The sequence below is a fragment of the Oceanobacillus caeni genome (genome assembly GCF_042678465.1).
GTDB lineage: Bacteria > Bacillota > Bacilli > Bacillales > Amphibacillaceae > Oceanobacillus > Oceanobacillus caeni.
Genome location: NZ_JBHTKV010000006.1, coordinates 126258 through 150350, shown reverse-complemented (window position 1 = coordinate 150350; position 24093 = coordinate 126258). Strand labels below are relative to the sequence as shown.

At 37.1% G+C, this 24093-nt stretch carries 23 protein-coding genes and 2 riboswitches; of the genes, 13 read left to right on the top strand and 10 right to left on the bottom strand.

What is annotated here, in order from left to right:
* Nucleotides 1-137 precede the first annotated feature (137 nt).
* Entirely contained in the window at nt 138-1187 is a 1050-nt protein-coding gene (locus ACFQ18_RS06890) for a 2,3-butanediol dehydrogenase (RefSeq protein WP_047185540.1), read from the bottom strand.
* A 264-nt stretch (nt 1188-1451) separates the two neighbouring features.
* Here ACFQ18_RS06890 and ACFQ18_RS06885 point away from each other — a divergent pair, with 264 nt between their 5' ends.
* The gene (locus tag ACFQ18_RS06885) at nt 1452-1649 is read left to right on the top strand and encodes a hypothetical protein (RefSeq protein ID WP_257455664.1); all 198 of its coding nucleotides are present in this window, start codon (nt 1452-1454) and stop codon (nt 1647-1649) included.
* Between the two features lie 227 nt (nt 1650-1876).
* Here the strand turns inward: ACFQ18_RS06885 and ACFQ18_RS06880 are convergent, their stop codons facing one another.
* Nucleotides 1877-3061 (bottom strand): acyl-CoA dehydrogenase family protein, encoded by a 1185-nt coding sequence (locus ACFQ18_RS06880; RefSeq protein ID WP_204797953.1) that lies wholly within the window; start codon nt 3059-3061, stop codon nt 1877-1879.
* A 289-nt stretch (nt 3062-3350) separates the two neighbouring features.
* Nucleotides 3351-3457, bottom strand: a riboswitch (SAM riboswitch).
* A gap of 168 nt (nt 3458-3625) precedes the next feature.
* The gene (locus ACFQ18_RS06875) at nt 3626-4498 is read right to left on the bottom strand and encodes a LysR substrate-binding domain-containing protein (protein WP_204797952.1); all 873 of its coding nucleotides are present in this window, start codon (nt 4496-4498) and stop codon (nt 3626-3628) included.
* A 144-nt stretch (nt 4499-4642) separates the two neighbouring features.
* Between ACFQ18_RS06875 and ACFQ18_RS06870 the strand changes: the two genes are divergently transcribed.
* The 7 genes from ACFQ18_RS06870 to ACFQ18_RS06840 all read left to right on the top strand — a co-directional run bounded on the left by ACFQ18_RS06870 (nt 4643) and on the right by ACFQ18_RS06840 (nt 11310).
* The gene (locus ACFQ18_RS06870; protein WP_047185536.1) at nt 4643-5614 is read left to right on the top strand and encodes a DMT family transporter; all 972 of its coding nucleotides are present in this window, start codon (nt 4643-4645) and stop codon (nt 5612-5614) included.
* Nucleotides 5615-5792: 178 nt separating this feature from the next.
* Nucleotides 5793-6455, top strand: coding sequence for a PspA/IM30 family protein (locus tag ACFQ18_RS06865; protein WP_145523816.1), 663 nt, complete (start codon nt 5793-5795; stop codon nt 6453-6455).
* A gap of 19 nt (nt 6456-6474) precedes the next feature.
* Complete coding sequence (locus ACFQ18_RS06860; RefSeq protein WP_204797951.1) at nt 6475-7503, top strand: TFIIB-type zinc ribbon-containing protein; 1029 nt, start codon at nt 6475-6477, stop codon at nt 7501-7503.
* A complete protein-coding gene (locus ACFQ18_RS06855) occupies nt 7500-8276 on the top strand; it encodes a TPM domain-containing protein (RefSeq protein WP_084824087.1) in 777 nt (258 codons plus the stop codon). Before ACFQ18_RS06860 ends, ACFQ18_RS06855 begins: the two co-directional genes overlap by 4 nt.
* 38 nt (nt 8277-8314) lie before the next feature.
* The gene (locus ACFQ18_RS06850) at nt 8315-9307 is read left to right on the top strand and encodes an SPFH domain-containing protein (RefSeq protein ID WP_047185533.1); all 993 of its coding nucleotides are present in this window, start codon (nt 8315-8317) and stop codon (nt 9305-9307) included.
* A gap of 333 nt (nt 9308-9640) precedes the next feature.
* A complete protein-coding gene (locus tag ACFQ18_RS06845; RefSeq protein WP_047185532.1) occupies nt 9641-10672 on the top strand; it encodes a DUF1646 family protein in 1032 nt (343 codons plus the stop codon).
* A gap of 119 nt (nt 10673-10791) precedes the next feature.
* Complete coding sequence (locus ACFQ18_RS06840; RefSeq protein WP_047185531.1) at nt 10792-11310, top strand: CueP family metal-binding protein; 519 nt, start codon at nt 10792-10794, stop codon at nt 11308-11310.
* 139 nt (nt 11311-11449) lie between these two features.
* Here ACFQ18_RS06840 and ACFQ18_RS06835 read toward each other — a convergent pair whose 3' ends face one another.
* The 4 genes from ACFQ18_RS06835 to ACFQ18_RS06820 are packed head-to-tail and all read right to left on the bottom strand — an operon-like array spanning nt 11450 to nt 13208.
* Entirely contained in the window at nt 11450-11950 is a 501-nt protein-coding gene (locus ACFQ18_RS06835) for a hypothetical protein (RefSeq protein ID WP_047185530.1), read from the bottom strand.
* Nucleotides 11951-11959: 9 nt separating this feature from the next.
* Nucleotides 11960-12193 carry a hypothetical protein gene (locus ACFQ18_RS06830; RefSeq protein WP_204797950.1) on the bottom strand — a complete coding sequence of 78 codons (234 nt, stop codon included), beginning with the start codon at nt 12191-12193 and terminating at the stop codon, nt 11960-11962.
* On the bottom strand, nt 12194-12676 hold the full coding sequence (locus ACFQ18_RS06825; protein WP_204797949.1) for a DUF3231 family protein: 483 nt from the start codon (nt 12674-12676) through the stop codon (nt 12194-12196).
* 10 nt (nt 12677-12686) lie between these two features.
* Nucleotides 12687-13208 carry a DUF3231 family protein gene (locus tag ACFQ18_RS06820; protein ID WP_204797948.1) on the bottom strand — a complete coding sequence of 174 codons (522 nt, stop codon included), beginning with the start codon at nt 13206-13208 and terminating at the stop codon, nt 12687-12689.
* A gap of 334 nt (nt 13209-13542) precedes the next feature.
* Between ACFQ18_RS06820 and ACFQ18_RS06815 the strand changes: the two genes are divergently transcribed.
* Nucleotides 13543-15045: an amidase gene (locus ACFQ18_RS06815; RefSeq protein WP_047185528.1), complete on the top strand. Its 1503-nt coding sequence runs from the start codon at nt 13543-13545 to the stop codon at nt 15043-15045.
* 485 nt (nt 15046-15530) lie between these two features.
* Here ACFQ18_RS06815 and ACFQ18_RS06810 read toward each other — a convergent pair whose 3' ends face one another.
* The 3 genes from ACFQ18_RS06810 to ACFQ18_RS06800 all read right to left on the bottom strand — a co-directional run bounded on the left by ACFQ18_RS06810 (nt 15531) and on the right by ACFQ18_RS06800 (nt 18484).
* On the bottom strand, nt 15531-16934 hold the full coding sequence (locus ACFQ18_RS06810; protein ID WP_204797947.1) for a right-handed parallel beta-helix repeat-containing protein: 1404 nt from the start codon (nt 16932-16934) through the stop codon (nt 15531-15533).
* Between the two features lie 123 nt (nt 16935-17057).
* Complete coding sequence (locus ACFQ18_RS06805; protein WP_379566020.1) at nt 17058-17408, bottom strand: TyrR/PhhR family helix-turn-helix DNA-binding protein; 351 nt, start codon at nt 17406-17408, stop codon at nt 17058-17060.
* On the bottom strand, nt 17399-18484 hold the full coding sequence (locus tag ACFQ18_RS06800; protein ID WP_379566018.1) for a sigma 54-interacting transcriptional regulator: 1086 nt from the start codon (nt 18482-18484) through the stop codon (nt 17399-17401). Before ACFQ18_RS06800 ends, ACFQ18_RS06805 begins: the two co-directional genes overlap by 10 nt.
* A 307-nt stretch (nt 18485-18791) precedes the next feature.
* Here ACFQ18_RS06800 and ACFQ18_RS06795 point away from each other — a divergent pair, with 307 nt between their 5' ends.
* The 4 genes from ACFQ18_RS06795 to ACFQ18_RS06780 all read left to right on the top strand — a co-directional run bounded on the left by ACFQ18_RS06795 (nt 18792) and on the right by ACFQ18_RS06780 (nt 23964).
* Nucleotides 18792-19991 carry an amidohydrolase gene (locus ACFQ18_RS06795; RefSeq protein ID WP_204797946.1) on the top strand — a complete coding sequence of 400 codons (1200 nt, stop codon included), beginning with the start codon at nt 18792-18794 and terminating at the stop codon, nt 19989-19991.
* Nucleotides 19992-20378: 387 nt separating this feature from the next.
* Nucleotides 20379-21479: a sodium:solute symporter family protein gene (locus ACFQ18_RS06790; protein ID WP_052771734.1), complete on the top strand. Its 1101-nt coding sequence runs from the start codon at nt 20379-20381 to the stop codon at nt 21477-21479.
* The gene (locus tag ACFQ18_RS06785) at nt 21461-21766 is read left to right on the top strand and encodes a hypothetical protein (RefSeq protein ID WP_047185524.1); all 306 of its coding nucleotides are present in this window, start codon (nt 21461-21463) and stop codon (nt 21764-21766) included. The genes ACFQ18_RS06790 and ACFQ18_RS06785 overlap by 19 nt, the downstream gene beginning before the upstream one ends.
* Nucleotides 21763-23964, top strand: coding sequence for a transglutaminase TgpA family protein (locus tag ACFQ18_RS06780; protein WP_204797945.1), 2202 nt, complete (start codon nt 21763-21765; stop codon nt 23962-23964). The genes ACFQ18_RS06785 and ACFQ18_RS06780 overlap by 4 nt, the downstream gene beginning before the upstream one ends.
* Before the next feature lie 27 nt (nt 23965-23991).
* A riboswitch (purine riboswitch) is annotated at nt 23992-24093 on the top strand.

Genomic DNA, 24093 nt, shown 5'->3' with positions numbered 1-24093 from the left:
TCGAGGTTGCCTGTCCACAGGAAAATATAAAATTTTTCTCTAACAATTTATTTAAAAAAACAACAAGATTCATCGTATCAGCCGACACGATGAATCTTGTTGTTTATACGTTATGAGTCCAATTGTTTTAGGATACTTTATTTTTCACCGCTTAATTCTACTAGAATTTTAGCTTGTGATTTATCATTTGTTAATGCTTCAAATCCCTTTTCAACAATGTCATCTAATTGAATTTGATCTGTAATAATTCCTTGTGGTTTCAATTGTCCAGTTCCCATTAAATCTACTGTTTGTTGGAAACTTGTTGGTGTGTAAGCGATAGATGATGTTACTTTCACACCTGTATTGGTTAAATGCATTGGATTCCAATCAATAGAACGGGCAAAAATGGATACGATGACCATGGTACCACGTGCTTTGGTTGCATCAATAGCTTGTTTGAAAGTTGGTGCGACCCCAGCAACCTCAAAGCTAACATCAACGCCATCAGGCACTATTGCTTTAATGGCTTGTACAGGATCTGTTTCTCCAGAATTGATAATGTGAGTTGCCCCTAATTCTTTTGCTTTTTGCAAACGAGTTTCTGATAAGTCTAAAGCAATAATCTTACTTGCACCAGCTGCTTTTGCGGCAATAATGGTTAGCAACCCGATTGGACCAGCACCAAAAACGGCTACCGTGTCACCAAGCCGCATGTCTCCTTCTTTAATCGCTTGCACTGCAACAGCTGTCGGTTCAACAAGTGCTCCATCTTGCAATGTTAGGGTTTTAGGTAGGGTATAGACAGCACTTTCTGGAACATTTACATAGGAAGCAAATCCCCCATCACCATGCAATCCAATAAAGCTAAATCCATCATACGGGTCTAAATCTTCCGGTTTGTTGCCAAAGGTTAAGGTAGGATTGATCACTACACGGTCCCCTTTTTTATAATTGGTAACATCTGATCCTACAGCTTCCACAACACCAGCAAATTCATGTCCCATTGTTAATGGCGCTTTTTCACCAGTCAAAGGATCATTTTCTTCAGTTGGGATGAATACAGGTCCTTCTTCATATTCATGTAAATCGCTACCGCAAATACCTGCCCATGCAACTCTAACCTGAATTTCATCTGATTGGAGTGCTTTCGGTTCCACATTTTCTACACGAATATCTTTTTTTCCATACCAAACTGCTGCTTTCATTTTAAAACCCCCTAAATAATCTAAGTGCATGTTAAAAAGGATTACTATCTTTCTACAACTCTATTATACCAATTTACTCACTATTTCACAAGTGAAAAACCATTTTTTTGGAAAGTGTGAGAGTAAAATATTCCCAATTATGGGGATCTGGTTAATCGCACGCTGTAAAGATTTGTATAAGTGCCACTAACCATCGACTTCTATAAACGGGGACTTTCCTCAGCCCCGGAACTATTTTTTGATTCGTAAAGTAATGGAACCGGAATGACTAATAAAAAAGCGGTCCGTGTCATGAAAAAAATTTCAAAATGGATGAATGAAAAAAATTACAGCAAGGATGATTATCAAGATTATTTTGAAGAAGTAATAGATTTATCAAAAGTTGGAAAGCATGCTCAGCTAATCCATCAACAAATTTTTCAGATTTACAATACGAAGATATCATCAATAGTTCCTTTTTAGTAAATGAGATAGAGAGAGGGAAGTTATGGCTAGAAGATGATTTTGATGGTACTGAGGTGATAGGTCCAGTCCTAGTTACAAAGGGAATTTCTGATTTATGTCAGGAAGGTTGAAGAATAAATATGGAAATCGGTAAAACGTCTAAAGGCTGGTATATTTTAAGGTGTGGAAATGTGTATCGTTATTAAAAGGTGGTATAGCGTCATCCTAATACCACCTCATCAAAATTATATATATGTGGTAACTTTGTTCTTAAACAATTGAAAGTCCGTGATAGATTTCTTTGCAAGCTGCATCATGATCATATCATCCATCGGGGGATTATGTAGACCGGCTCGAACATCGCGATAATAACGTTGTAGAGGGCTTTTCTTAGATAAACCTCGTGCACCAACTACCCTCATGGCTAAATCAACTATTTTTATTGCCTTATCCACAACAGATACTTTGGCTGCGTTAATATCTATTGCCATCTTTTGGCGAACTGCTTGACCACTTTCGTCCCATTTTCTTGATATACTGTATAGAAAATTCTCTGCTTCTAACAGATAAAGCTCTATTTCGCCTAATTTTTGCTTCACGTTCGGTAATTCTGAAATAGTTCCTTTAATACTGTTCGGAGAGTAGGTAGTGGCGAATTTCACCGCTTCTTCCTGTGCTGCTTTAGCAATCCCCAAATAACATGCCGGTATATGTAATATCCACGATGCAGGTTGATTATTGGAGTCTTCACGGTATTCTACTAAGTCATCATCATTCACTTGAACATTTTCTAAAATAAGATCATGACTACCAGTTCCACGCATGGCGATGGAATCCCATGTTTCGTCGATGGTTACTCCTGTAATGTCACGTTTGATGAGAAAATGGCCAATTTTATCTGAACCTTCAATGGAAGCAGCAACTACAAAATAATGTAGTGCAGGTGCTAAGGTTGTAAATGTCTTTCTGCCATTAATCTTCCATCCAGAAGCATTTTTTACGGCAATTGTTTCTGGTTTGCCTCCACGTTGAGGACTTCCAGTTGCAGGTTCCGTAATCGCATGGTTAATTAGTGCGCCATTAGTAATAACATCCTCCGCAAAATCTGTATATTTTTCTTTCTCCCAGCTATTATTTTCCCCATTATGTTTCGTAAGTCCCATATGCCAGCCAATAGCCAGTGCTGTTGAACCATCAGCTTTAGCGATTGTTTCTTGGTATTTTAACATTTCCGTTAAAGTGATTCCGGGTCCCCCGTATTCTTTTGGAATCGTAAGCGTGTGATAAGCAATTTTCTTTAAATCCTCTATATTTTCGAATGGAAAACTTGCTTCATTGTCATGTTTGCTTGCACGTTCTTTAAAAGGCTCCACTGTTTGTTGCAGAAGATTCTTTCTCTTTTCAAATGAATAAAGTTCTGTAAGTTTCAATTATATTCCCTCCGATATATTGTATCCTGAAATCTTGCACGCGGGCGCTGATACTGCGTGAAGTATCCTGATATTTTGCTCACGAGTGCTGACATCTCCATGGTGTTTACTGATATCTTACACACGAGTACTGATATCTCCGTGGTGTTTACCGATATCCTAAACACGAGTACTGATATCCCGTGTTTAAGATTCATAATGAAATGGTTTACTGCTGAATAGGAAAAGCCCTCGTCTCAAGAAGATGAGAGGAGGGCAGAAATGGACATCATTCCGGGCGACCTATATTTACTCATCTCTAGAATACTAAGTATTCTTCTGAAATTAGCACCATACAAAAATTTGCTGGTTGCTGAGACTTCATAGGGTCAGTCCCTCCGCCTCTCTTGATAAGAATCCTGATATGTTTACTTTGTATAATTGTAAGTATATATAGTAGATAAGTCAATGTTTTTTTAAAAGTGCATCTAATTCAATATTTATTTGTGGTTAGTTTAGGATATTTATAAGTTGCGACTAACCATCCGTGAGGGCTGAAGAAAAACCCCCACTGATGGAAGACTTCTATATAGGTGTTATTGGCGCTTGTTTATTTGTTTCAATCGTTTCGATAAATGTTCTGATTGTTGAAGTTAAGAAAGTATCGGCTCTTCTTATAAAGACTGTTTTAATCTTACTATATTGATCTGGAAGAGTATGACACTGGATGAGCCCATTTTCTTCAAAATGGGTAGTTGCTGACCTTGGAACAAATGTAACGCCAAGTCCCACGGCAACACTACGAAGGATGGTTTCTAATGTGCCGAATTCCATTACCTTTTTTGGAGTAATGTTTTGGTCTCTATACCAGGCTTCTAAGCGTGCTCGGTATCCACAGCCTTCACTAAAGCATAAGAACGGTTCCGCTTTCAAATCCTCTAACGTAGATGCACGATTATCTGAAATTAAAACAAGCTCCTCTTGAAACACTTCATGTGATATAAGATCTGGGTGAAATTCGGATTCTGTCACGAAGGCTCCGTCCAATTTATGATTTAATACTTTTTCTTCTAAGGTTTCTGTAACTCCGGTAACTACCGACAAATCAACATTTTTATATTTCTTTATATAGTTTGATAAAATTTGCGGTAAATGAATGACGGTTTCAACGGTACCGATTTCTAATTTTCCAGACGGTTCCTTTTTACTTTGAACGGCTTTCTTCATTTCATTAGTTAACAATAAAATTTGGTTACAATAATTCAATAACTTTTTTCCTTCTGGTGTTAGACTCATCCCACGCCGATGTCGGTTAAATAAAGGGGTATTCAATTCCGTTTCAAGTTTATGAATCCTCGACGTAATATTCGATTGCACATAGCTGAACTCTTTGGCTGCCGCTGTAATCGTTCCTTTTTCGGCTACTTTCTGAAAAATCTCTAAGTCCTTAAACTCCACTATTTTGCCCCTTTCCTATTTTCGTATTTTAATTGTATGATATCACGATTAATGATGGAAATCATTATTATTATTCATTTTACAAGATAACAAAAATCATAGAATATGAGAGTAGATCATTTAGTTGAAGGGAGCAAAGGGGAATTGAAAAATAGTGTGTTGTTAGGGGCTTTTTTGTGTTTTATTTCTGCAGTTTCATGGGGTGCAATGTTTCCTGTAGCACATGGAGCTTTCCAATATATGGATCCTTTCTATTTTACAATCATTCGTTATGTATCTGTTACGATTATTTTGGTACCAATACTATGGTGGAAAGAAGGAAAAAAGGCTTTTCGATTGGAAGGAAAAGGTCTTCCATTATGGTTTTTTGGCACAATGGCGTTTACGGTTTATAATCTTTTTATCTTTTGGGGGGAGGATTTATTAGGTGAATCAGGTATAATGGTAGCATCCATTATGGAATCATTGATGCCGATGATATCCATTGTGATTGTTTGGATGCTCTCTAGAAAGAGTCCCCATCGATTCACTTTATTATGTGTGCTACTGTCATTTATTGGTGCAGTATTAGTAATTACGAAAGGGGATATTCGATCCTTTCTTGGTGCAACAAGTGATTTTGTCCCATCCATAATTATTTTCATTGCAGTAATTGGTTGGGTCGTTTACACGATGGGTGGAAAGGAATTTAGCGGTTGGTCTGCTTTACGATACTCCACGTTAAGCTGTTTACTTGGAACGGTCACAGCGACTCTTATTGTCGTAATGGCGACGTTATCTGGGTATATATCCTTTCCATCGGGGGAAGCTGTGATATCAGCAAGCCCACATTTATTGTTTATGATTATATACCCTGGTGTCATTGCGCTAGTTGGCTGGAACATTGGTGTGAGTATACTATCACCATTAAATTCGTTGTTGTTCATTAACTTTGTTCCCGTTACAACACTCATCATTTCGGCATTTCAAGGTAATCAAATAACGATGTTCGATATTCTTGGTACGGTCTTTATCATCGTTTCCCTCGTGTCCAATAATATATTTATAAGGATGTTACAAAAGAAAAAATCAAATCGGCACGTTCAAACTAATTTGCGGGAAAGTTTATCTAACTAATGAACAAATTCCTTTTTCAAAAAAGCGTTTTGGAACAAAGTATGTACTTTGCTCTGAAGCGTTTTTTTGTTATTTCCACCCCAAGTCTTCTGAGAAACACAGTTTTCTCATTTGAAACTTTTCTTCCAATCTCCCGTATAAATAGGTACTATTAAATCAGTGAAAGGTGGAAACAATCATGAGCATCTTAAAACGAATACGTACGATTTTAGCAAGTCATATAAATGTAAAAATGGAAAATCTCAAAGATCCGGAAAAGGAAATAAATGCATATATAAGAGAAATGGAACGTGATGAAAGAGAAATCAAAGGACAGACTGATGCTGCAGTTGTTTTGATGAATCGGGCAAAAAGGAATCTTCACGAATGTCAAACGGAAATGAACAAAATGGAACGTTTTGCAGCTAAATCATTAAAAGCCGGGGATGAAGACAAAGCACGTCAATTTTTAGAAGAAAAGCTGAGCTTAAAGCCAAAATACCATGAATATGAAAAGCAATATGAACTAGCTTCCATTAAAGTAGAACAAATGAAGCTGGCGCAGGATAAACTTTCCGAGGATGTAGCGGAACTTTCCAATCAACGTGATGCGATTGTTGGGAAGCTAGCAATGGCAAAGAGTAAAAAACAAAGGAATGAGACTGGTCTATCTCCATCAAACGTTCGTTTAACTACGTTTGATCAACTGGAGGAAAAGGCGAATAGGGCTTTAGCCGAGGCGGAAGCACTAGAAGAGTTAAGAAATGGACTAGATGCTGACATGGATAGGCTTGTGTCACAATATGATAAAGGTATGGATATAGATAAAGAAATGGAAGAGTTAAAAAAGAAAGTAAAGTAATTTAAAGGGGGGGAGAGTCGTGTTAATTCATTATAAATGTCCTAATTGTGGAGATGATATGGCTTTTGACAGTGAATCTGGAAAACTAACTTGTGGAAGTTGTGGACGAACGGATTCGATAGAGGATTTTTCCGATGAATTTATTTCTACAAGATTCTCTGACGAGGAAGCGAAAGAGTATGTCTGTAATAACTGTGGAGCGGCCGTCATTACGGATGCTGATACTTCCGCAACAACATGTAGTTTCTGCGGAGCTGGGGTCGTTTTAGCGGATCGTGTTTCTGGAAATCTTGCACCGGATAAAGTGATCCCATTCCAAATTAGTAAGGAAGAAGCGAGGAATGCATTTAAGAAATGGTGTAAGAATGGTAGACTGACACCTAAAGGCTTTATGAGCGCTGACCGAATTAAAGGAATAACAGGAATTTATGTCCCATTTTGGCTTTATGATTTACATAGTATTGCCGATGTGAAAGCAAAGGCAACAAAGGTAAGAACCTATACACGAGGTGACTATATTTATACCGAAACAAAGTACTATGATGTTAGGCGTAAGATTGATTTAACTTTTAATAAGGTACCAGTTGATGCATCAGAGAAAATGACTGACGACTTAATGGATAAGTTAGAACCGTATGATTATGGAAGTTTAAAGGACTTTAAAACACCCTATTTAGCAGGATATTTAGCTGAAAAGTATAATTATGATAATAAAGATTTATTTCCAAGGGTGAAGTCAAAGGTAAGTGAATATATTGATAAACATATCGGTTCTACGATAAGTGGCTACTCTTCCGTACAGTATAAGGAAAAGCATGTGGACACTCGAGAGAGAAAGGCATCTTATGTCCTTCTTCCTGTATGGATGGTTTATTATGATTATGATAAACAGGAACATACTTTTGCGATGAATGGTGTTAATGGAAAGGTTGTTGGAAAACCTCCATTAAGTATGGGGAAGGTAGCGGCATGGTTTGGTAGTATTGCAGGTGCTACTTTTATGATGGCCAAGATCATCACCTTTATTATTGGGGGGGAGATTTGGTGAATAAGCGGATCTTATTACTAACTAGTATTCTTTCTCTTTTTCTTATTTTTAGTTTTATTTCCCCTGTATTCGCCGATGAATCCAAACAGAGAGTCTATGACTATGCTGATCTACTAACGGATGATGAAATAGATAGGTTAGAGAATTTAGCCAATCAACATGGGAAAAAACATGAAATAGATTTTATCATTGTAACAACAAAAGATGCGGATAATAAAGATATTATTCCTTTTGTTGAAGATTTCTATGATGAAATGGCTTTTGGTTTTGACAAGCCAAATGGTAATGCAGCAATTTTGGCTTTAGATATGAGTAAAAGAGATGTTTATATAGCCGGGTTTTATAAAGGTAAAAAATATCTAGATAATAAACGAGTGGACTTAATTAGAGAAAAAATGACGCCTGACTTGTCTAGTGGTAACTATGAAGAAGCATTTACCACATTCATTGAGACAGGCTCCCGGTATATGCGCTATATTCCTGGAGTTAATCCAGAAAGTTTCCTGCTCCAAACCTGGTTTCACATGATAGTCGCATTCGGATTAGCGGCGTTAATTGTAGGGACGATGGCGTATAACTCTGGTGGAAAAGTAACTGTCAATGAGCGGACATATACAGGAGATTTTAAAGTATTACAACGGAAAGATATTTATATAACCAAAAACGTCACCAAACGCAGAAAACCTAAGAATAATAATAGTAATAGAGGCGGTAGCGGAGGTGGTGTCACTAGAGGTGGGCATTCGCATAGTGGAAGTAGAGGGAAGTTCTAGTGCTTCCATCAAAATAACGGAATGAGAGGAAGTTTACCATGTCTTTTTTTAGAAATCAATTTGCGGACGTCATCGAATGGGATGAGTTCCGCGACGATATGATTTTTTGGAAGTGGAGTAATAAAGAAATTAAAAAAGGAAGTAGACTAATAATCCGACCAGGTCAAGATGCTATTTTTCTATATAACGGAAAGGTTGAGGGCGTCTTTAAGGATGAAGGAGATTATCATATTGAATCGGAAATTATTCCTTTTCTCTCCACGTTAAAGGGATTTAAATTTGGTTTTAATAGTGGACTAAGGGTAGAGGTGATTTTTGTTAACACAAAGATTTTTAATGTGAAATGGGGTACGAGAAATTCGATTAATATCCCAACACCTTCCCTTCCAGGCGGGCTACCAATTAGAGCAAATGGAACGTTTGAATTTAAAGTAGATGACTATATGGCACTAGTTGATAATATCGCTGGTGTGAAAGAACGGTATCTTGTCGATGATGTGAAGATTCGTATCACATCGATATTAGATCAATTGCTGATGAAATGGATTACCCAAGAAGGGAAGAATATCTTTAATCTACAAATGAATAGTATCGAAATTTCTAGAGGAATTAAAGAAGATTTGGATATGGAAATTCATGATATGGGAATGACAATCACCAACTTTAGTGTAAGGAGCTTTAATTACCCAAAACAAGTTCAGGATATGATCGACAAAAATGCTTCCCACGGAATGGTGGGAGATGTCTCGAAATATCAGCAAATTTCCGTTACAGATGCACATGCTTCTGGAAAACTTCAAGGATCCGGTACTGCAAGTGATATGGCTGGTATGATGATGGGGATGAACATGGCTAACGAAATGATGAAAAATATGAATCAAACCCCTTCTCAAAATCAGCAGCCAAATCAAGAACAAACACCACAATCACCTTCTAGTGGAACGGGGAAAGCTCCGAACTTCTGTCCAAACTGTGGAGAGAAGACAAATGGAGCTAACTTCTGTTCGAATTGTGGACAGAAGCTGGTATAAATTCTCTAAGAAGGGTCATTTTTTAAAAAAAAAATTGTTGTCATGAAATTCATGGTGTGTTATTCTAAAAATGAATAGGCCTATTATCAAAATTAAATATTATGAAAATTTTTTAGGAGGAGTCTGTCACCAAGGGGTAATTATGCCCTTTGGTAGATAGGCTCCTTTTGTGTTTTTCCGATGAAGGAGGAATGGTATTCTACAAGGGTTATTTTAACAATAGTAGAATGATACGTGGGAATATAATGCACTAATAATTAAGAAATTTTTAATTATTATTCGCAGGTAGGAAAGCGCCTTCCTACCTGCCAAAAAGAGAGGGGAGAAATATTTATGATTATTGGATTAACGATCATTTTGGTGTTAGTTCTATTACTTCCTTTTACGAAGTTGGTAGAACGTAACCTGGAAGTATTCTTGTTTATTATGGGGGTATTATCTGTACTAGTCAGCCAAGTAATGGATTGGGCTCTGATTAAAGAGGCATTGGTCCATCCAATAAATATCACGCTAGCGGTACTAGTCGCGGGGCTCCTATTCCGTTGGTTTAAAACCCCAATCGAAAAGGGAATTGTAGGTATTAGTAATGCTATGCCATATCGTTTATTTATTGCACTCCTTGTCATTGTTCTTGGATTACTTTCAAGTCTGATTACAGCAATTGTTGCCGCGGTTATTCTCGTATCGGTCATTAGTATTCTAAAACTAGATCGCAAATCTGAAATTCGGCTTGTTATATTAGCATGTTATGCGATTGGAATGGGGGCTGCATTAACTCCAATTGGTGAACCATTGTCAACAATTGTCGTGGCGAGTTTAAATGAAGGCTTTCTCTATTTATTGAATTTACTTGGTATTTATGTAATTCCAGGTGTTATTGTTTTCGGAATACTTGCCGCGCTCATAATCAAGCCAGCTAAAAATAATACTGAAATACAAACGGATACTGAAGATGATGCTCTAAGTGAAAAAGAGTCCTATGCGGAAATTATTATTCGTAGTTTAAAAATTTACATTTTCGTAATGGCCTTGACGTTTTTAGGCGCGGGATTCCAGCCTTTCATTGAAAGGTTCCTGCTTGATCTGAATCCGCTTGTACTTTATTGGATTAACATGATTTCTGCAGTACTTGACAATGCTACTCTAGCTGCGGCTGAAGTAAGTCCAGCAATGAGTGATCCAACAATTAAGGCATTATTACTTGGACTTCTTGTTAGTGGTGGGATGCTCATTCCAGGAAACATACCAAATATCATCGCTGCAGGAAAACTAAAAATTACTAGTTTACAATATGCGCGATTTGCGTTTCCTGTTGGTTTGATTGCTATGGTAGCTTATTTCGTCTTAATCCTTCTAACATTTTAATTAACATTCCGAATCACTACTAGAGGTAATTTCACTAATCCCTGGAATGTCAATTGGTTTCAGGGATTATCTGTAGCAAAATATTCTCGAAAGTAATGAAAAATAGGAGATGAATTTAGATGAAGAAGTTATTTTCTATTGCTTGTATGGTATTCGTTCTTGCATTAGTTGGCTGTAATGATAGTGCAGAAGAAGAAATGGATTCACAGGAAACAAAGGAATTGGTTCATGAGTATAGTACGGGAGATTTTGAAGATGTATCGGCCTCGATTACATCACATGAATTAATTGTAACGGACAATCAAGAAAAAGAAACTTCCTACCCACTTCCTAAGGATGAATTCTTTGTTTCGATTGCACCATTTGTTGAGACAACACATCCATGTGAAATCCACAGTTTAACGGGATGTCAGGGAGAGTTAGTGAACAAGGAATTTGATGTATATATTGAAGATGAAGAGGGTAAAGTCGTAGTGGATAAAACGATGACATCCCTAGATAATGGGTTTATTGATATTTGGTTACCAAGAGATGAAACATTTCAAGTAAAAATAGAACACGAAGGAAAAACATCTGAATCGGAAATTTCTACTTTCGAGGGCGATAATACTTGTATTACAACAATGCAATTAATTTAAATAGAACTTTGTAAGAGAGTCCTAATGTGTGATTAATCCTCTCACAAAGTTTTGAAGCAAAAAAATGAAATTCTCTCTAATCTAAACGGGAGGTTACCACAAACTGTTTGCTCTCAGGTTGCAGACAATCCAGGGAAAGTCAGGAACCTAGAGAGCGGTTTTTGGTATATATTTTAATTAAAATCCATCTAATGATTGCCCCAATCCCTAAACCAATTGGTAGGAATAAAAACCCCGACCACATCGGCCCAATCAGGTGACCGAAAATGGTAATCCGAGTAGAAAAGATGACGCCTACTGTAACAAAATAAGCTGAAAACACTAATGGAAGATAAGCAAAAGGCTTCCCTTCTTCACCACTAGCATCTTTATATGCATCCCATATTCCAAAAAAATACAAACAAGGATAAAATAAGAGCCATTGATAGTTTGTTGCTTGAATTGCTTCTTCAATTCGGAAATTAAAACTAAGAATGATAATCCGATTAAAGTTTCCCATTACATTGATTAAAAACTCTAAAAGAACTAACAAAAATCCTTTTAAAAATTGCTTACGTAATAGTTGGTAAAACCCCGGAAGTGCAATGCTCCACAGAACAGCCTCTAATTTTTTACTTTTCTTTTGTAAATTAACATCCATAATCAAACCTTATTTCGCTATGTTTTCATAGTTAGGTGCTATTGGCGGCTGCTCCATCCATCCGTTTTCAACTAACAGTTTTGCACTATCTTTTGCAAAGTTGGCTATTTCCGTGGCTAATTGAATATAACGAGGACGTAGGGTTTTTATTTTTTTACCATGTTGTAACATATACGTTAAACCACAAGTTTCATTGCATATGGAAGCTATTTCTGGTTCAGTAAGTTCCATGTTTCCATTCATTTATTTTCCGCCTTTCGTTTTAATAAGTTCCGCTCTATCCACCATTCTTGGTGGCTCTTCCAACCATTCATGTTTAATCAGCAAATTTGCCCCGTCTTCCAAGTATAAACCGATTTCTCCACTTAAACGGACATAATGACTAGCGATATCCCTTCTCGTACTGGTAGAAATACTTAACCCATAAAACCCTATACCTAATGCAATCATTCCAGTAGTATGAAGCAGCATCAATTTATCCGACAATACTCCGGTTTCAGCTAAATCGGTTACAAGGGCATCTGATCCCATCGGTACAGGTATATCATTGCTCTCGAGTACCTCTGAAAATATTTCTACATGTTTTTTGGCAATTTCAACGCCTCTAAGGAAATAATCCCTTACTTCTTTCCTCTCAGCAACTTGACTGAAACCCAATAAAGTGGCAGCACCTAAGGAGTTCCTTTGTATGTTTCCGAATAAATGAGAAATCTCTATAGAAAGCAATGGCCTTTTTTCACCCAACCAACCGGTTAAGAAATTTTGTTTTTTTACAAAAGTCAATTTCTTTCGGTGCAGGAATGGTTGGGGGCTCTAATAATACACCTTTAGCTTTGGTTACGACTAATGCTTTATGATGAAGCTGATTATAATCATGAAAAACTTTAGAGAAATAGTTGTAAAGGTCTTCCCTTGTTGTCATGGAAAGGGCAATTGTTGCAGCGTGCATACCTAGCCTTCCAAGTTGTAAACAATATTGCAGCATATAATTGTCTGTATATAATCTTCCTTTGGTTATATCAACATCTTCCTTCGTTATTCCGATTGGGAGTGGTCGTTTTTCTTCATGAAAAAATGTCTTAACGGAATCAAAGTGCTTCTTAGTTAGTTGCAATCCATCCGAAATAACCTCCTTTATTTCAGGATCTTCCGCTTTTTGATTAAAATAACTTAGAACTGCCAAAGATAAACTATCGTTTTGATATTTTCCCCATATCCCTCCAAGTTCTGATGCTGTTAAAGGTTTCTTTTGTTCCATAATGATTGTTTCCTCCACTTGATTCAAATTAGTAACCATAGTTTGCCTTTATCTGAAAAGGATATACTTTTTCTGTAAAATCCGCTCGACACTAAAATACGGAGCTTCCAAAGTGAGAATCCTTTAAAAGAGGCGGAAGTTTGTCTCACGAAAGTACCTTGTGATGAGAGGTTCAGATCTAGATAAAGCTGGTCTTTTCAGAAAAAAAATAATTCATTGTATAAGTTAAAAGAATAAAAAAATCAAAGGTAATTATCGATGGATTGGTTGCTTTCCTATTGATTTCTAAACTATGATAGAGTGGATGTGAAATTCTACCAAATGGGGTGTACATATGAATATTGAAACGTTTTTATCACTTGATGCAACAGAAATGGCAACCCTTATTCAAAAAAAGGAAGTATCAGCCAAGGAATTAATGGAAATGGCCTTTGAGCGGTTGGAAGAAGTGCAACCAATATTAAATGTTGCGACACATACTAGAAAAGAAAAGGCATTAAAAGAAGCGGAGAGCCTATCTATTGAAAATGCACCATTTAATGGCGTGCCAATTTTAATGAAAAATATTAGTCAGTCGATAGAAGGGGAGCCTTTGACAGCCGGATCGGAGCTTTTGCAAGGAATTATATCTACAAATGAGTCCTATTTTGTGAAGAAATTTCGTGATGCAGGTTTTCGTTTTATGGGACATACGAATACTCCAGAATTTGCTTTGAAAAACATAACAGAGCCGAGAGTTTATGGGCCAACACGAAATCCGTGGAATAAGGAGTTTTCACCAGGTGGATCAAGTGGCGGTGCCGCTGCTGCCATTGCTTCTGGAATCGTTCCACTTGCTGGCGCGAGCGATGGTGGTGGTTCGATTCGAATTCCTGCATCGTTTACCAGTCTTTTTGGATTAAAACCAACTAGAGGTCGTACTCCTGTTGGGCCAGGGGTTGGAAGACAATGGCAAGGGGCATCCATTGATTTTGTTTTAAGTAGAAGTGTAAGAGATAGTGCTGCAATGCTTGACATATTGCAAGTAGTTCAACCAGAGGCAGCTTACCAAACACCATTATTTTCGGGAAGTTATAGGGAAACAATGGTTCAAGATTTTAATAAGTCATTGCGTATTGCGTTTTCAACGAAGTCACCAGTTGGAACACCAGTCTCGGAGGATGCGAAATTAGCAGTCGAGAAATTAGTGAAAAGCTTAGAATCAGAGGGGCACCATGTAGAAGAAGTTGATGGTCCTGTCGATGGTGTGCAGCTAATGAAGGACTATTACTTGATGAATAGTGGGGAAATGAATGCAACAATCATTGAATTGGAGCATGCACTTGGTAGGGAGTTGACTGCAGAAGATATGGAAATGGAATCTTGGGTGTTACATGATGCTGGTAAATCGGTATCAGCGGCAATGTACACGGAAAGCTTATCGTCTTGGGATAAAGCGGCAGGACAAATGGCGAACTTCCATCGAGTGTATGATTTCTATATTACCCCAGCAACAGCTTTTACCGCTCCAAGAATCGGAGAGCTTACACCAAGTAAAGAAAAACATGAGAGATTTGTAGAAGAAGTAGCATTAGCGAAAAATGTAGAAGAACAACAACAAATCGTCTACGATATGTTTTTACCAAGCCTAACATATACACCATTTACACAATTAGCAAACCTTACTGGACAACCTGCCATGTCTGTACCAATTTATTTATCAGAGGATGGCCTGCCTCTTGGAGTACAAGTTATGGCACAAAAAGGAGAAGAACATCGTCTATTACAATTAGCCTATCAATTGGAACAGTCTGATTTATGGGTAGGAATGAAGGGAAATCCGTATTTTGGCAGATAGTAAGTTCTAATATTTGGTTTCGTCATAATAATTGGCGAAACTTTTTTGTTATATTTAACTTGATGAAGGACAAAGCAAGGCGGGGGAGAGTGGAAACGTCCGTGAGAAAGGAGATCACGGCCAAAGCTTCTATTAAACCCCGAAGAAACGTCCGTGAGAGAGGCTATCACGGACAAAGTTTTAATCGAAACCCGAGGAAACGTCCATGAGAGAGGCTATCACGGACAAAGTTTTAATCGAAACCCGAGGAAACGTCCGTGAGAGAGGTAATCACGGACAAAGTTTTAATCGAAACCCGAGGAAACGTCCATGAGAGAGGCTATCACGGACAAACCTCCTATCAAACCCCGAAGAAACGTCCGTGGGAAAGAAGATCACGGCCAAAGCTCCAATCAAAACCCCAAGAAACGTCCATGAGAAGAAAATCACGGACAAACCTCCAATTAAATCACTAGGAAGCGTCCGTGAAATCTTTTGAAAAAAAATTATTCTACAATTTTTTTGGCAGGCGAATTCTTTTCTAATTCAAAATCAAATGTATTTGCATTTTTATATTTTGGATCTAAATAACTAGATTCCGCATCACTTTTTGAAACCATTTTAAACTCCGGAAAATTAGTATATTCTTCCGCTTTCCATACCCATATACCAGCTTTTCCCTTTTCTTTATGAAAGATATTCTTTTGTAGTTTATTTCCTTGATTGGTTATAAAATCGTTGGCGATAAATATGCGTGAAGGCCCAGCAGTCAATATGTTTTTTTCAATCACATTGTTTTTGGTATCATGCTGTAATAAAAGCTGTCCCCCATCTAGTCCTTTCGTGTCATTTCGAAAAATGATATTTTGAGAGATTGTAGAGTTAATCGTGCCTCCCCGATTTTCGTCATACCCACCAATCGATATCCCAGTATAAAAGTTGTTATAAATAATATTATTTAAAATGTTTATATGATCGGCATATTTGTCAGCGTGTTCAGAGGTAGCCTCAATTCCAATATCACATTGATAAATGGTATTCTTTTCGATGGTTATATTTTTTCCACCATCAATGTAAATACCTCCAGCATTATAATCATCTCCATAAGCAGGATTGCCGTACGAAGAATTTTCATAAACGGTATTATTTTTTACTACTCCATTTCGCACGTAGTCAGCTTTTTTATTATGATAGGTGCCTTCATAACCAATTAAATCAATACCTATATTATTGTTTCGGCGAACGAGATTATTTTCCACCTTAAAATCGTTAATATTTCCATTAAGTACAATAGATTCACTTGAACCAAGTTTTAAGTTTTCCACAGTGTTATTTGCAATATGTATGTCTTTCATTGGGCGAGTTCCGTATATTGCAATCCCATGACCATTCCCGTCATCTGCATGGGTTTCAATGCGCTGCACGTGGTTATTTTCTAGTGTAATATGACTGCTAGATCCTGTTACATGAATACCCATTACTGTTTCATTTGCTAAATCGGTTGTTAAATCCTGTATTGTTAATCCACTAATGGTAATATAGTTTTTATTGTTTATCATAACCAAGGATGTATCCCCTTCAACATCCTTCATACCCTCTCCGCTAAGGATAACCTTTTCGTTTTTATAGGGTTTGAAAGTAATTGGCTTCGATTTTGTCCCACTATGTTTAACGACGAGATTTTCGTTATAAGTACCTTTTCGAATGAATACGGTGGATCCCGCTTTTGCTTCTGAAGCAGCTTTTTTTAGTGTGCGAAATGGTTTTGATTTTGTACCGTTATTTTGATCCTTACCATTTAAAGCTACGTATATATAATTAGCGTTTTCCTGTTTTGCATTTGTATGATTTAAAACAAAAAATATGGTGATAACAGCTATTGCCAAGAGGATAAGGATCGTTTTTTTCATATAATCATTCCCTGTATAAAAATAAATGAATTTCTTTCTTCGTTCTGGAAAATTCCTAAATGCTACAGGATTGATTATATCATTATTTCGTTCTGGAGCAGTCAACTGAACAGCTACTAGATTTTATTCTCCATCATTAGTTTTGGTATCAATACCATGTTTTTTGAGTCTTCTCATAAAAGTAGATTGGGGAATCCCTAAAAATTGCGCTGTTTTCCTTGTGGACTTGTGTTGTTTATATGCTTCCTTGATAATATCCCTTTCTACATTATTCAAAATTTCAGGTAAGGTATCGCCTTGCAACTGTAAATGTAGATCTTTATTTTCCGTTTCAGTTTTGTGGAATCGTTCTGGAAGGTCAGATAAAGAAATTTCATCTTGTTTGACCATAATGACAAGTTGCTCCACAAAGTTTTCCAATTCTCTTATATTTCCCGGCCATGTATAATTTTGAAGTATTTCAATCACTTCCATCGTGAAAAAACAATTTTTTTATGTCGTGTATTAAAAGTATTTAAATAATACTGCAGAAGCGGAAAAATATCTTCTTTACGTTCGCGTAGAGGTAATATCGTAATTGGTAAAACATTAAGACGATAAAATAGATCCCTACGAAACGTACCTTCGTCTATCATCATTTCTAAATCACGATTTGTCGCTGCGATAATCCGAATGTTTGCATTTTTTGTTTGTAAAGCGCCGATTGGCTTATATGTTTTATTTTGTAGTAATTGAAGAAGTTTAGATTGCAATTGAAGCGGAAGTTCACCGATTTCATCAAGAAACAGAGTGCCGGATTCTGCCAATTGTATCAAACCAACCTTTCCTCCGGTATTTGCCCCTGTAAAAGCCCCTTTACTATAGCCAAAAAGCTCAGATTCGATAAGGGTTTTAGGTATGGATGCACAATTAACATGGATAAAAGGTTTATCATGCCTTTCGCTTAAGTTATGAATTTGTTGGGCGACAATATTTTTTCCAACACCAGTTTCTCCAGTTATTAAAACAGTTGTATCTACACTTGCGACGGTCTCAATTATTTCGGCAAGTCTTACAAATGACTGGCTTTGTCCAACAAATGTAGTTCCATTTTTATTAAGCAGGTTATGCTTGTTTAAATTCCTGAATTCTTGAATATAGCGTTGGAGAAGAGCGTTAATTTCACCGAGTTCAAGCTGGGGAGCACTGGAGGCAATTTTATTCATATTCCTGCCATGCGCGACCACATATTCGATATCTCCATCGTCACTCAAAATAAGATGGCCCGTGGTCATATATTTTTCTCCGTTTACCAGTGTTTGTACTTTTGTAATGGTTTTTCCTGTTTCAATCACCTTTTTTATAATAGAAGGATTAAATACTCCCTCATTTTCTAGTTCTGCTACACTTTTTCCGATCATTCTTGATTTATGACTTTCGAATATTTTTTTATTTATTTCGTTCATCCACAAGGTTTTCCCTGTCTTGTCAGTTATATAAATGGCATCATCAAGCGAATTAAGAATTTTAAGGAAATAAATTTGCTCAATTTCAATATTTTTTTCTATCATCATAGCCCACCTTAAAACGTTTTATGTGTATTAATGAATCATTTTTGGATCGTTATTATATTTTAGCACAAAGTACCCATAAAAAATGAACCAAATATAAATCAGTGTTGAGGGAAATGAGCTGATTTTGGTTCACCTTTTACTTTTATCCCGCAAAAATAAGTTGTATTCTATTTGAATTTATCCATTATTTTGGTAATTAGGACATTTAATATTGGCATGAAAATTGCATATATAGTTGTAGATGCCGAGCAATGATAAATGGATGCATCATCAAAAATTAAGATATCGGAAAGGAGAAATGGTAATGAGAGCAATACTAGATGATATAGCAGGCTTTGTCGAACAAAATAAGGAAGAAATGGTGAAATGGAGACGTCATTTACATCAGAATCCCGAATTGTCTTTCCATGAAGAGGAGACTTCCCAGTTTGTTTATGAAACGCTGCAATCGTTTGGGAACCTTGAGGTTACACGCCCAACAACAACAACAAGTGTAATGGTCCGCTTAGTTGGCGAACATCCCGGGGAAACGATCGCATTCCGTGCCGATATGGATGCTTTACCAATCCAGGAGGAAAATACATTTGAATTCGTTTCTAAAAATCCGGGTGTCATGCACGCTTGTGGACATGACGGGCATACGGCCATGTTGTTATGTACGGCTAAAATTTTATCCGGTCTAAAGGATCAAATAAATGGGGAGATTCGATTTTTATTCCAACATGCAGAAGAGCTACCTCCTGGAGGAGCAATACAAATGGTTGAGGCTGGCGTGATGGATGGTGTTGATAAAGTTATCGGTTTACACCTTTTGCCTACAATGGAGACTGGCACATTGGCTGTAGATTCAGGACCCATGCAATCCGCAGTTGATAATTTCGATATTAAAATTATCGGAAAAGGCGGACATGGCGTTTCCCCCCACGAAACCATTGACAGCTTGGCCATTGCTTCCCAAGTCGTTTCTAATCTGCAGCACATTGTATCAAGAAATACTGATCCTTTTGATGTACTAGCGTTATCAGTGACCAAAATTAATAGCGGTGCAGTTGATAGTACTGCAGCTTATAATGTCATTCCTGAGACAATTGAATTAGGTGGAACGGTTCGAAGTTTTAATACGGAGCTTCTAGGCACTATTCCAAATGTAATGGAACGAATCATCAAAGGAATTACAGACGCGCACGGAGCGACTTACGAATTCCAATACAAAAAAGGGTACCTTCCAGTAATAAATGATGAACAAGTATCGGGTCAAGTCCGTGAATCACTCATTGAAGTATTTGGTGAGGAAAATGTACAAAAAGCAAAAGCGATTATGCCAGGTGAAGATTTTTCTGTATTTTTACAGAAAGCTCCAGGGACCTATTTTTATGTAGGTGATGGTAACAAGGAAAAAGGTATGGTGTATCCGATTCACCACCCGCGTTATACCATCGATGAAGATGCATTAGAAATAGGTGTAAAGGCATTTATCAATATAGCATTTAAATTACTGAAATAAACTTATCACGTCTTAACTGGCTGTAAGACCACACTTCAAGAAGTCGATTTAAACAAGAAGTCTAAGTGTGGGCGGGCGGCCAGTAGCGCCTTGATAAGTTCAAATAACATTCAGTGGGGGATGAAGGAAAACCCCCACTGATGTGTTTTGACTGCCTTCAAACATACTCAATTCAAACAACCCACATCATTTCCGATTGGGATGGTGCGAGTTAGGTTATGCAAAGAAGTATTCCTTTAAGATCAAAGTTGAGGGAATACGGAATTTAAACGCTATATCTTTTATGGCTTATATCAATATGTTAGTTAAGTGAAAGTTACGGACAGAAACAACATGTTTAAATCCTGGAGCATATCATTTAAAACCTATTAAAAGGAGAAATAAACGATGCTAATTAATGAATCAGCAAAACCAATATTAATAATACCATTAACTGTATACGCTTTCAGTATTATTGGGTACTCATACTATTTTTATAGAAAAGCAAGAACGTATGAATCTTATAATATGGGTGGGCGAGCGATGCCGCTTACACCGATGATTTTAACAATAGTCGGTGGAGCTGTAGGAGGATCTACTTTACTTGGGTTTATGACGGATGCCTACCTACTTGGTATGGGACGAATATGGTTAGTTATTTCCCTTGCATTTTCACTAGCAATCTTCACATTATTTTTTGTGAAGCGCGTTCGAAAAGTTGGAGATGAACAACAATTATTTTCTGTTGGAGATTATGCTGCCTATCGATATGGAAATGCAGCGCGATACCCTGCATTTATTGGGAATATCGCTGCTTTAGGTGCTCTTACTGGTATGCAATTTGTAGCAATGGCAACCGTATTTAATCTTGTTTTTGGTTTGGATATGACGATTGGTATTTTAATATCTTGTGTATTTATCACGTTGAAAACCTATTTAGGGGGACTTACAGCTGTTATTTGGACGGACGCCATTCAGGGAACCGTTCAAACCATTGGAATCATTGCCCTGGGTGTCTGTGTTTATTTTTTAACTGGTGGATGGGAAAATGTCTCCGTGAATGTTAATTCTCTGGGAATGACTGATTTTTTAAGTCCAACTAATGCTGGGGTGGCAGAGATTCTTATACCATTTTTGACCATTGGAGCAGCTACATTAGTAAGGCAAGATACATGGCAAAGAGTATGGGCAGCGAAAAATATTAAAGTATCTGTCATGTCCAACTGGTTAGCTTGTTTCTTTGTACTTCTTACTGGAGTGGTTATCATCTTTATAGGAGTCTTTGCTAAAGCTGGTCTGAACATTGTAACGGACAAGCCAGAACTTATTTATTATGATGTCATATTCGGTTCTATTCCATTTTGGTTTGGAGCTATCATGTTTATCGTATTAATTGCTACGATTCTTTCTTGCGCAGATTCATTCTTTATTGCTGGTTCTACAACTATTGTTAGTGATGTTATTAAGCCACTAATGAAGCGGTGGAACATTTGGCTACAATCCAACTAGCTGGAAGGCAGTCATTTGGAGTACGATTAAAGGAACAAATTCCGCGTATGAACCATGGAGATATGGTGTTTGTGATGACGACCTATATGGATGATATATTCAAACAAACGATGGAACAATTGAGTAAGCGAATGAAACAGGTTGTGGTCATTTTTATACAATCATCCACGTTCATTTCTGAGGCTGATCGATTAACGTTACAACGATTTAAAACGGAAGGAATAGGGATCCAAATCATTACGGAAGAAAAATTAGTAAAAAGGCCAATTGAGGTGGATATAAGATGAAAGCTTTATTAAAAAGTAAATCAACTATGATCTATACCCCGTTCTTATATCTCTGTGGCTGTTTTTTATTTTGGGAATGGTTATATCCTTTACATGATATGACAGATACGGAAAGTATACGTGTGTTTATCTTCTATGCTTACTTCTGTTTTCTTATCACGTTCCTACAAATAAAGTGGTGGTTGTCATTTCCGGTTAAAGGAATTGTCCTTCTTTTTCTGATACATTGGCTATATTTTGATCAATCATTCCTTTTCAGTCTCACTTGGATAGCGCAATTGATTCAGGAGTTTTCGTTTAATGTGGATGCCCTTATTTCTCAAAATTACGATACATTGACTTCGACTTTTCGTAGTTTCTTATTTTTTATTTTAATCGCTTTAATGAGTTATTTACTTCATTATTGGTTTGTCCAAACGAAGCGAATCTTTCTGTTTGTTTTATTAACCTTCATTTATATTACCGTACTTGATACTTTTACCATGTATGATGCAACGACATCGATTGTACGAGCATTTATTATTTCTTTAATTGCCTTAGCGATTTGTAATTTGTTAAAGGAATTTGCCCATGTTTCGATTGGGTTCGAGTGGATGAAGAAGGTAAAATCTTGGTTGCTTCCACTTTTGGCCATCATCGGCTTTGCTACTTTGATTGGATTTGTTGCGCCGAAAATCGATCCACAATGGCCGGATCCGGTTCCTTTTATTTCTAGTGCAGCTGAAGAGGCGGGGGAAAGTTTTGGTAACACGGTTAAAAAAGTAGGTTATGGAGAGGATGACTCTAGACTTGGAGGGTCATTTGTCCCAGATAAAAGCCCTGTTTTTACAGCTTATGTCGATGACCAACATTACTGGCGAATCGAAATAAAGGATTTATATACAGGAAAAGGCTGGGAGTTATCGGAGAATCCAACGTTTGTGGAACAAGTAAATGGTCAGATAGATTTAGAAACATTTACAGATCAAGTCCAAACGGAAAAATTAACTGGAACCGTGGAAATTCATAACCAATCGATTGAAAAATTAATGTATCCATATGGAATCGAACAAGTTAAAGACGTAAAAGACGCGCAAACTGTATTTTCATTAGATGCTAATTCTGGTGCCGTTCAAACCACAAATGATACGAATTCCGGCTTGATTTATCAAATTCAATATGACAAACCAGCCTTTGCAATGAATCAATTGAAAAGTAGTTCAGAAGAAGACCCTATAGATATTTTGGATAAATATACACAATTGCCATCTACCTTACCAAATAGAGTAGTGGATTTAGCAGAAGAAATAACGGCAAATGAATCGAATCGTTATGACAAAGCCAGGGCGATTGAACAGTATTTTAACCAAAATGGATATGAATACAAGACGGAGGATATTCCAGTACCTCAGAGAAATGAAGATTATGTGGATCAATTTTTATTTGATTCAAAAATAGGGTACTGTGATAATTTTTCAACATCGATGGTCGTGATGCTTAGAACCCTTGATATACCTGCAAGATGGGTAAAAGGTTTTACAAGTGGTGATTTAGTAGAAAGCAACTCTGGCAATGAACCGGATCAGTACCAAATTACGAATGCCAATGCACACTCTTGGGTAGAGGTATATTTTCCTGAATATGGTTGGGTGCCATTTGAACCAACTCAGGGATTTTCTAATTCAGCAGATTTTTACTTAGGAGAGTCTCAAGTAGTCACGGAAGCGGACGAAGAGGCATTAGACGCGTCGGCAGATTCCGTAGAAGAAGAGGAGCAAGTAACGGAAGAGCAGGAAGAGGAAGAAGCGGAAACAGCTCTTAACCTTTTACCGGAAAGTCATGATACGAACGGCTTAGGTAATTGGGGTTGGCTTATTCTAATTATTGTTGTTATAGCAGTAGTGTTTCTTTATTTATTTAGAAATCAGTTGCGAACGAAGCGGGTTACGTATAAAATGGATAAAACCCCAGACCTAGAGACATTCCAAGAAGCGTACCACCATGTCATGAAGCTTTTACAACGTAAAGGTCATATAAAGGCGCCAGATCAGACGTTAAGAGAATTTGCAAGAATGGTAGATGACCATTACGGAACAAGTGAAATGGGTAAACTAACGAATTACTATGAACAGCTTCTTTATAGAAATGAGTTTCCTGAGAAACATTCTATGGAACTAACGAAATTATGGAAAGATTTAATCAATCACATAATGGGTTGACCTAGTCAACGTTGATTAGTAGAATAAAAGAAATTGTATTTGGCCTTTCGTATATCCTCGATAATATGGTTCGAAAGTTTCTACCGGAGTACCGTAAATACTCTGACTATGAAGGCAGAAAATCTAAAT

Bases quoted from the DNA above. Each gene is read 5' to 3' on its own strand.
- ACFQ18_RS06890 (WP_047185540.1), bottom strand. From the start codon at position 1,187: ATGAAAGCAGCAGTTTGGTATGGAAAAAAAGATATTCGTGTAGAAAAT.
- ACFQ18_RS06885 (WP_257455664.1), top strand. From the start codon at position 1,452: ATGACTAATAAAAAAGCGGTCCGTGTCATGAAAAAAATTTCAAAATGG.
- ACFQ18_RS06865 (WP_145523816.1), top strand. From the start codon at position 5,793: ATGAGCATCTTAAAACGAATACGTACGATTTTAGCAAGTCATATAAAT.
- ACFQ18_RS06850 (WP_047185533.1), top strand. From the start codon at position 8,315: ATGTCTTTTTTTAGAAATCAATTTGCGGACGTCATCGAATGGGATGAG.
- ACFQ18_RS06845 (WP_047185532.1), top strand. From the start codon at position 9,641: ATGATTATTGGATTAACGATCATTTTGGTGTTAGTTCTATTACTTCCT.
- ACFQ18_RS06840 (WP_047185531.1), top strand. From the start codon at position 10,792: ATGAAGAAGTTATTTTCTATTGCTTGTATGGTATTCGTTCTTGCATTA.
- ACFQ18_RS06835 (WP_047185530.1), bottom strand. From the start codon at position 11,950: ATGGATGTTAATTTACAAAAGAAAAGTAAAAAATTAGAGGCTGTTCTG.
- ACFQ18_RS06830 (WP_204797950.1), bottom strand. From the start codon at position 12,193: ATGAATGGAAACATGGAACTTACTGAACCAGAAATAGCTTCCATATGC.
- ACFQ18_RS06820 (WP_204797948.1), bottom strand. From the start codon at position 13,208: ATGGAACAAAAGAAACCTTTAACAGCATCAGAACTTGGAGGGATATGG.
- ACFQ18_RS06815 (WP_047185528.1), top strand. From the start codon at position 13,543: ATGAATATTGAAACGTTTTTATCACTTGATGCAACAGAAATGGCAACC.
- ACFQ18_RS06810 (WP_204797947.1), bottom strand. From the start codon at position 16,934: ATGAAAAAAACGATCCTTATCCTCTTGGCAATAGCTGTTATCACCATA.
- ACFQ18_RS06805 (WP_379566020.1), bottom strand. From the start codon at position 17,408: ATGGAAGTGATTGAAATACTTCAAAATTATACATGGCCGGGAAATATA.
- ACFQ18_RS06800 (WP_379566018.1), bottom strand. From the start codon at position 18,484: ATGATAGAAAAAAATATTGAAATTGAGCAAATTTATTTCCTTAAAATT.
- ACFQ18_RS06795 (WP_204797946.1), top strand. From the start codon at position 18,792: ATGAGAGCAATACTAGATGATATAGCAGGCTTTGTCGAACAAAATAAG.
- ACFQ18_RS06790 (WP_052771734.1), top strand. From the start codon at position 20,379: ATGCTAATTAATGAATCAGCAAAACCAATATTAATAATACCATTAACT.
- ACFQ18_RS06780 (WP_204797945.1), top strand. From the start codon at position 21,763: ATGAAAGCTTTATTAAAAAGTAAATCAACTATGATCTATACCCCGTTC.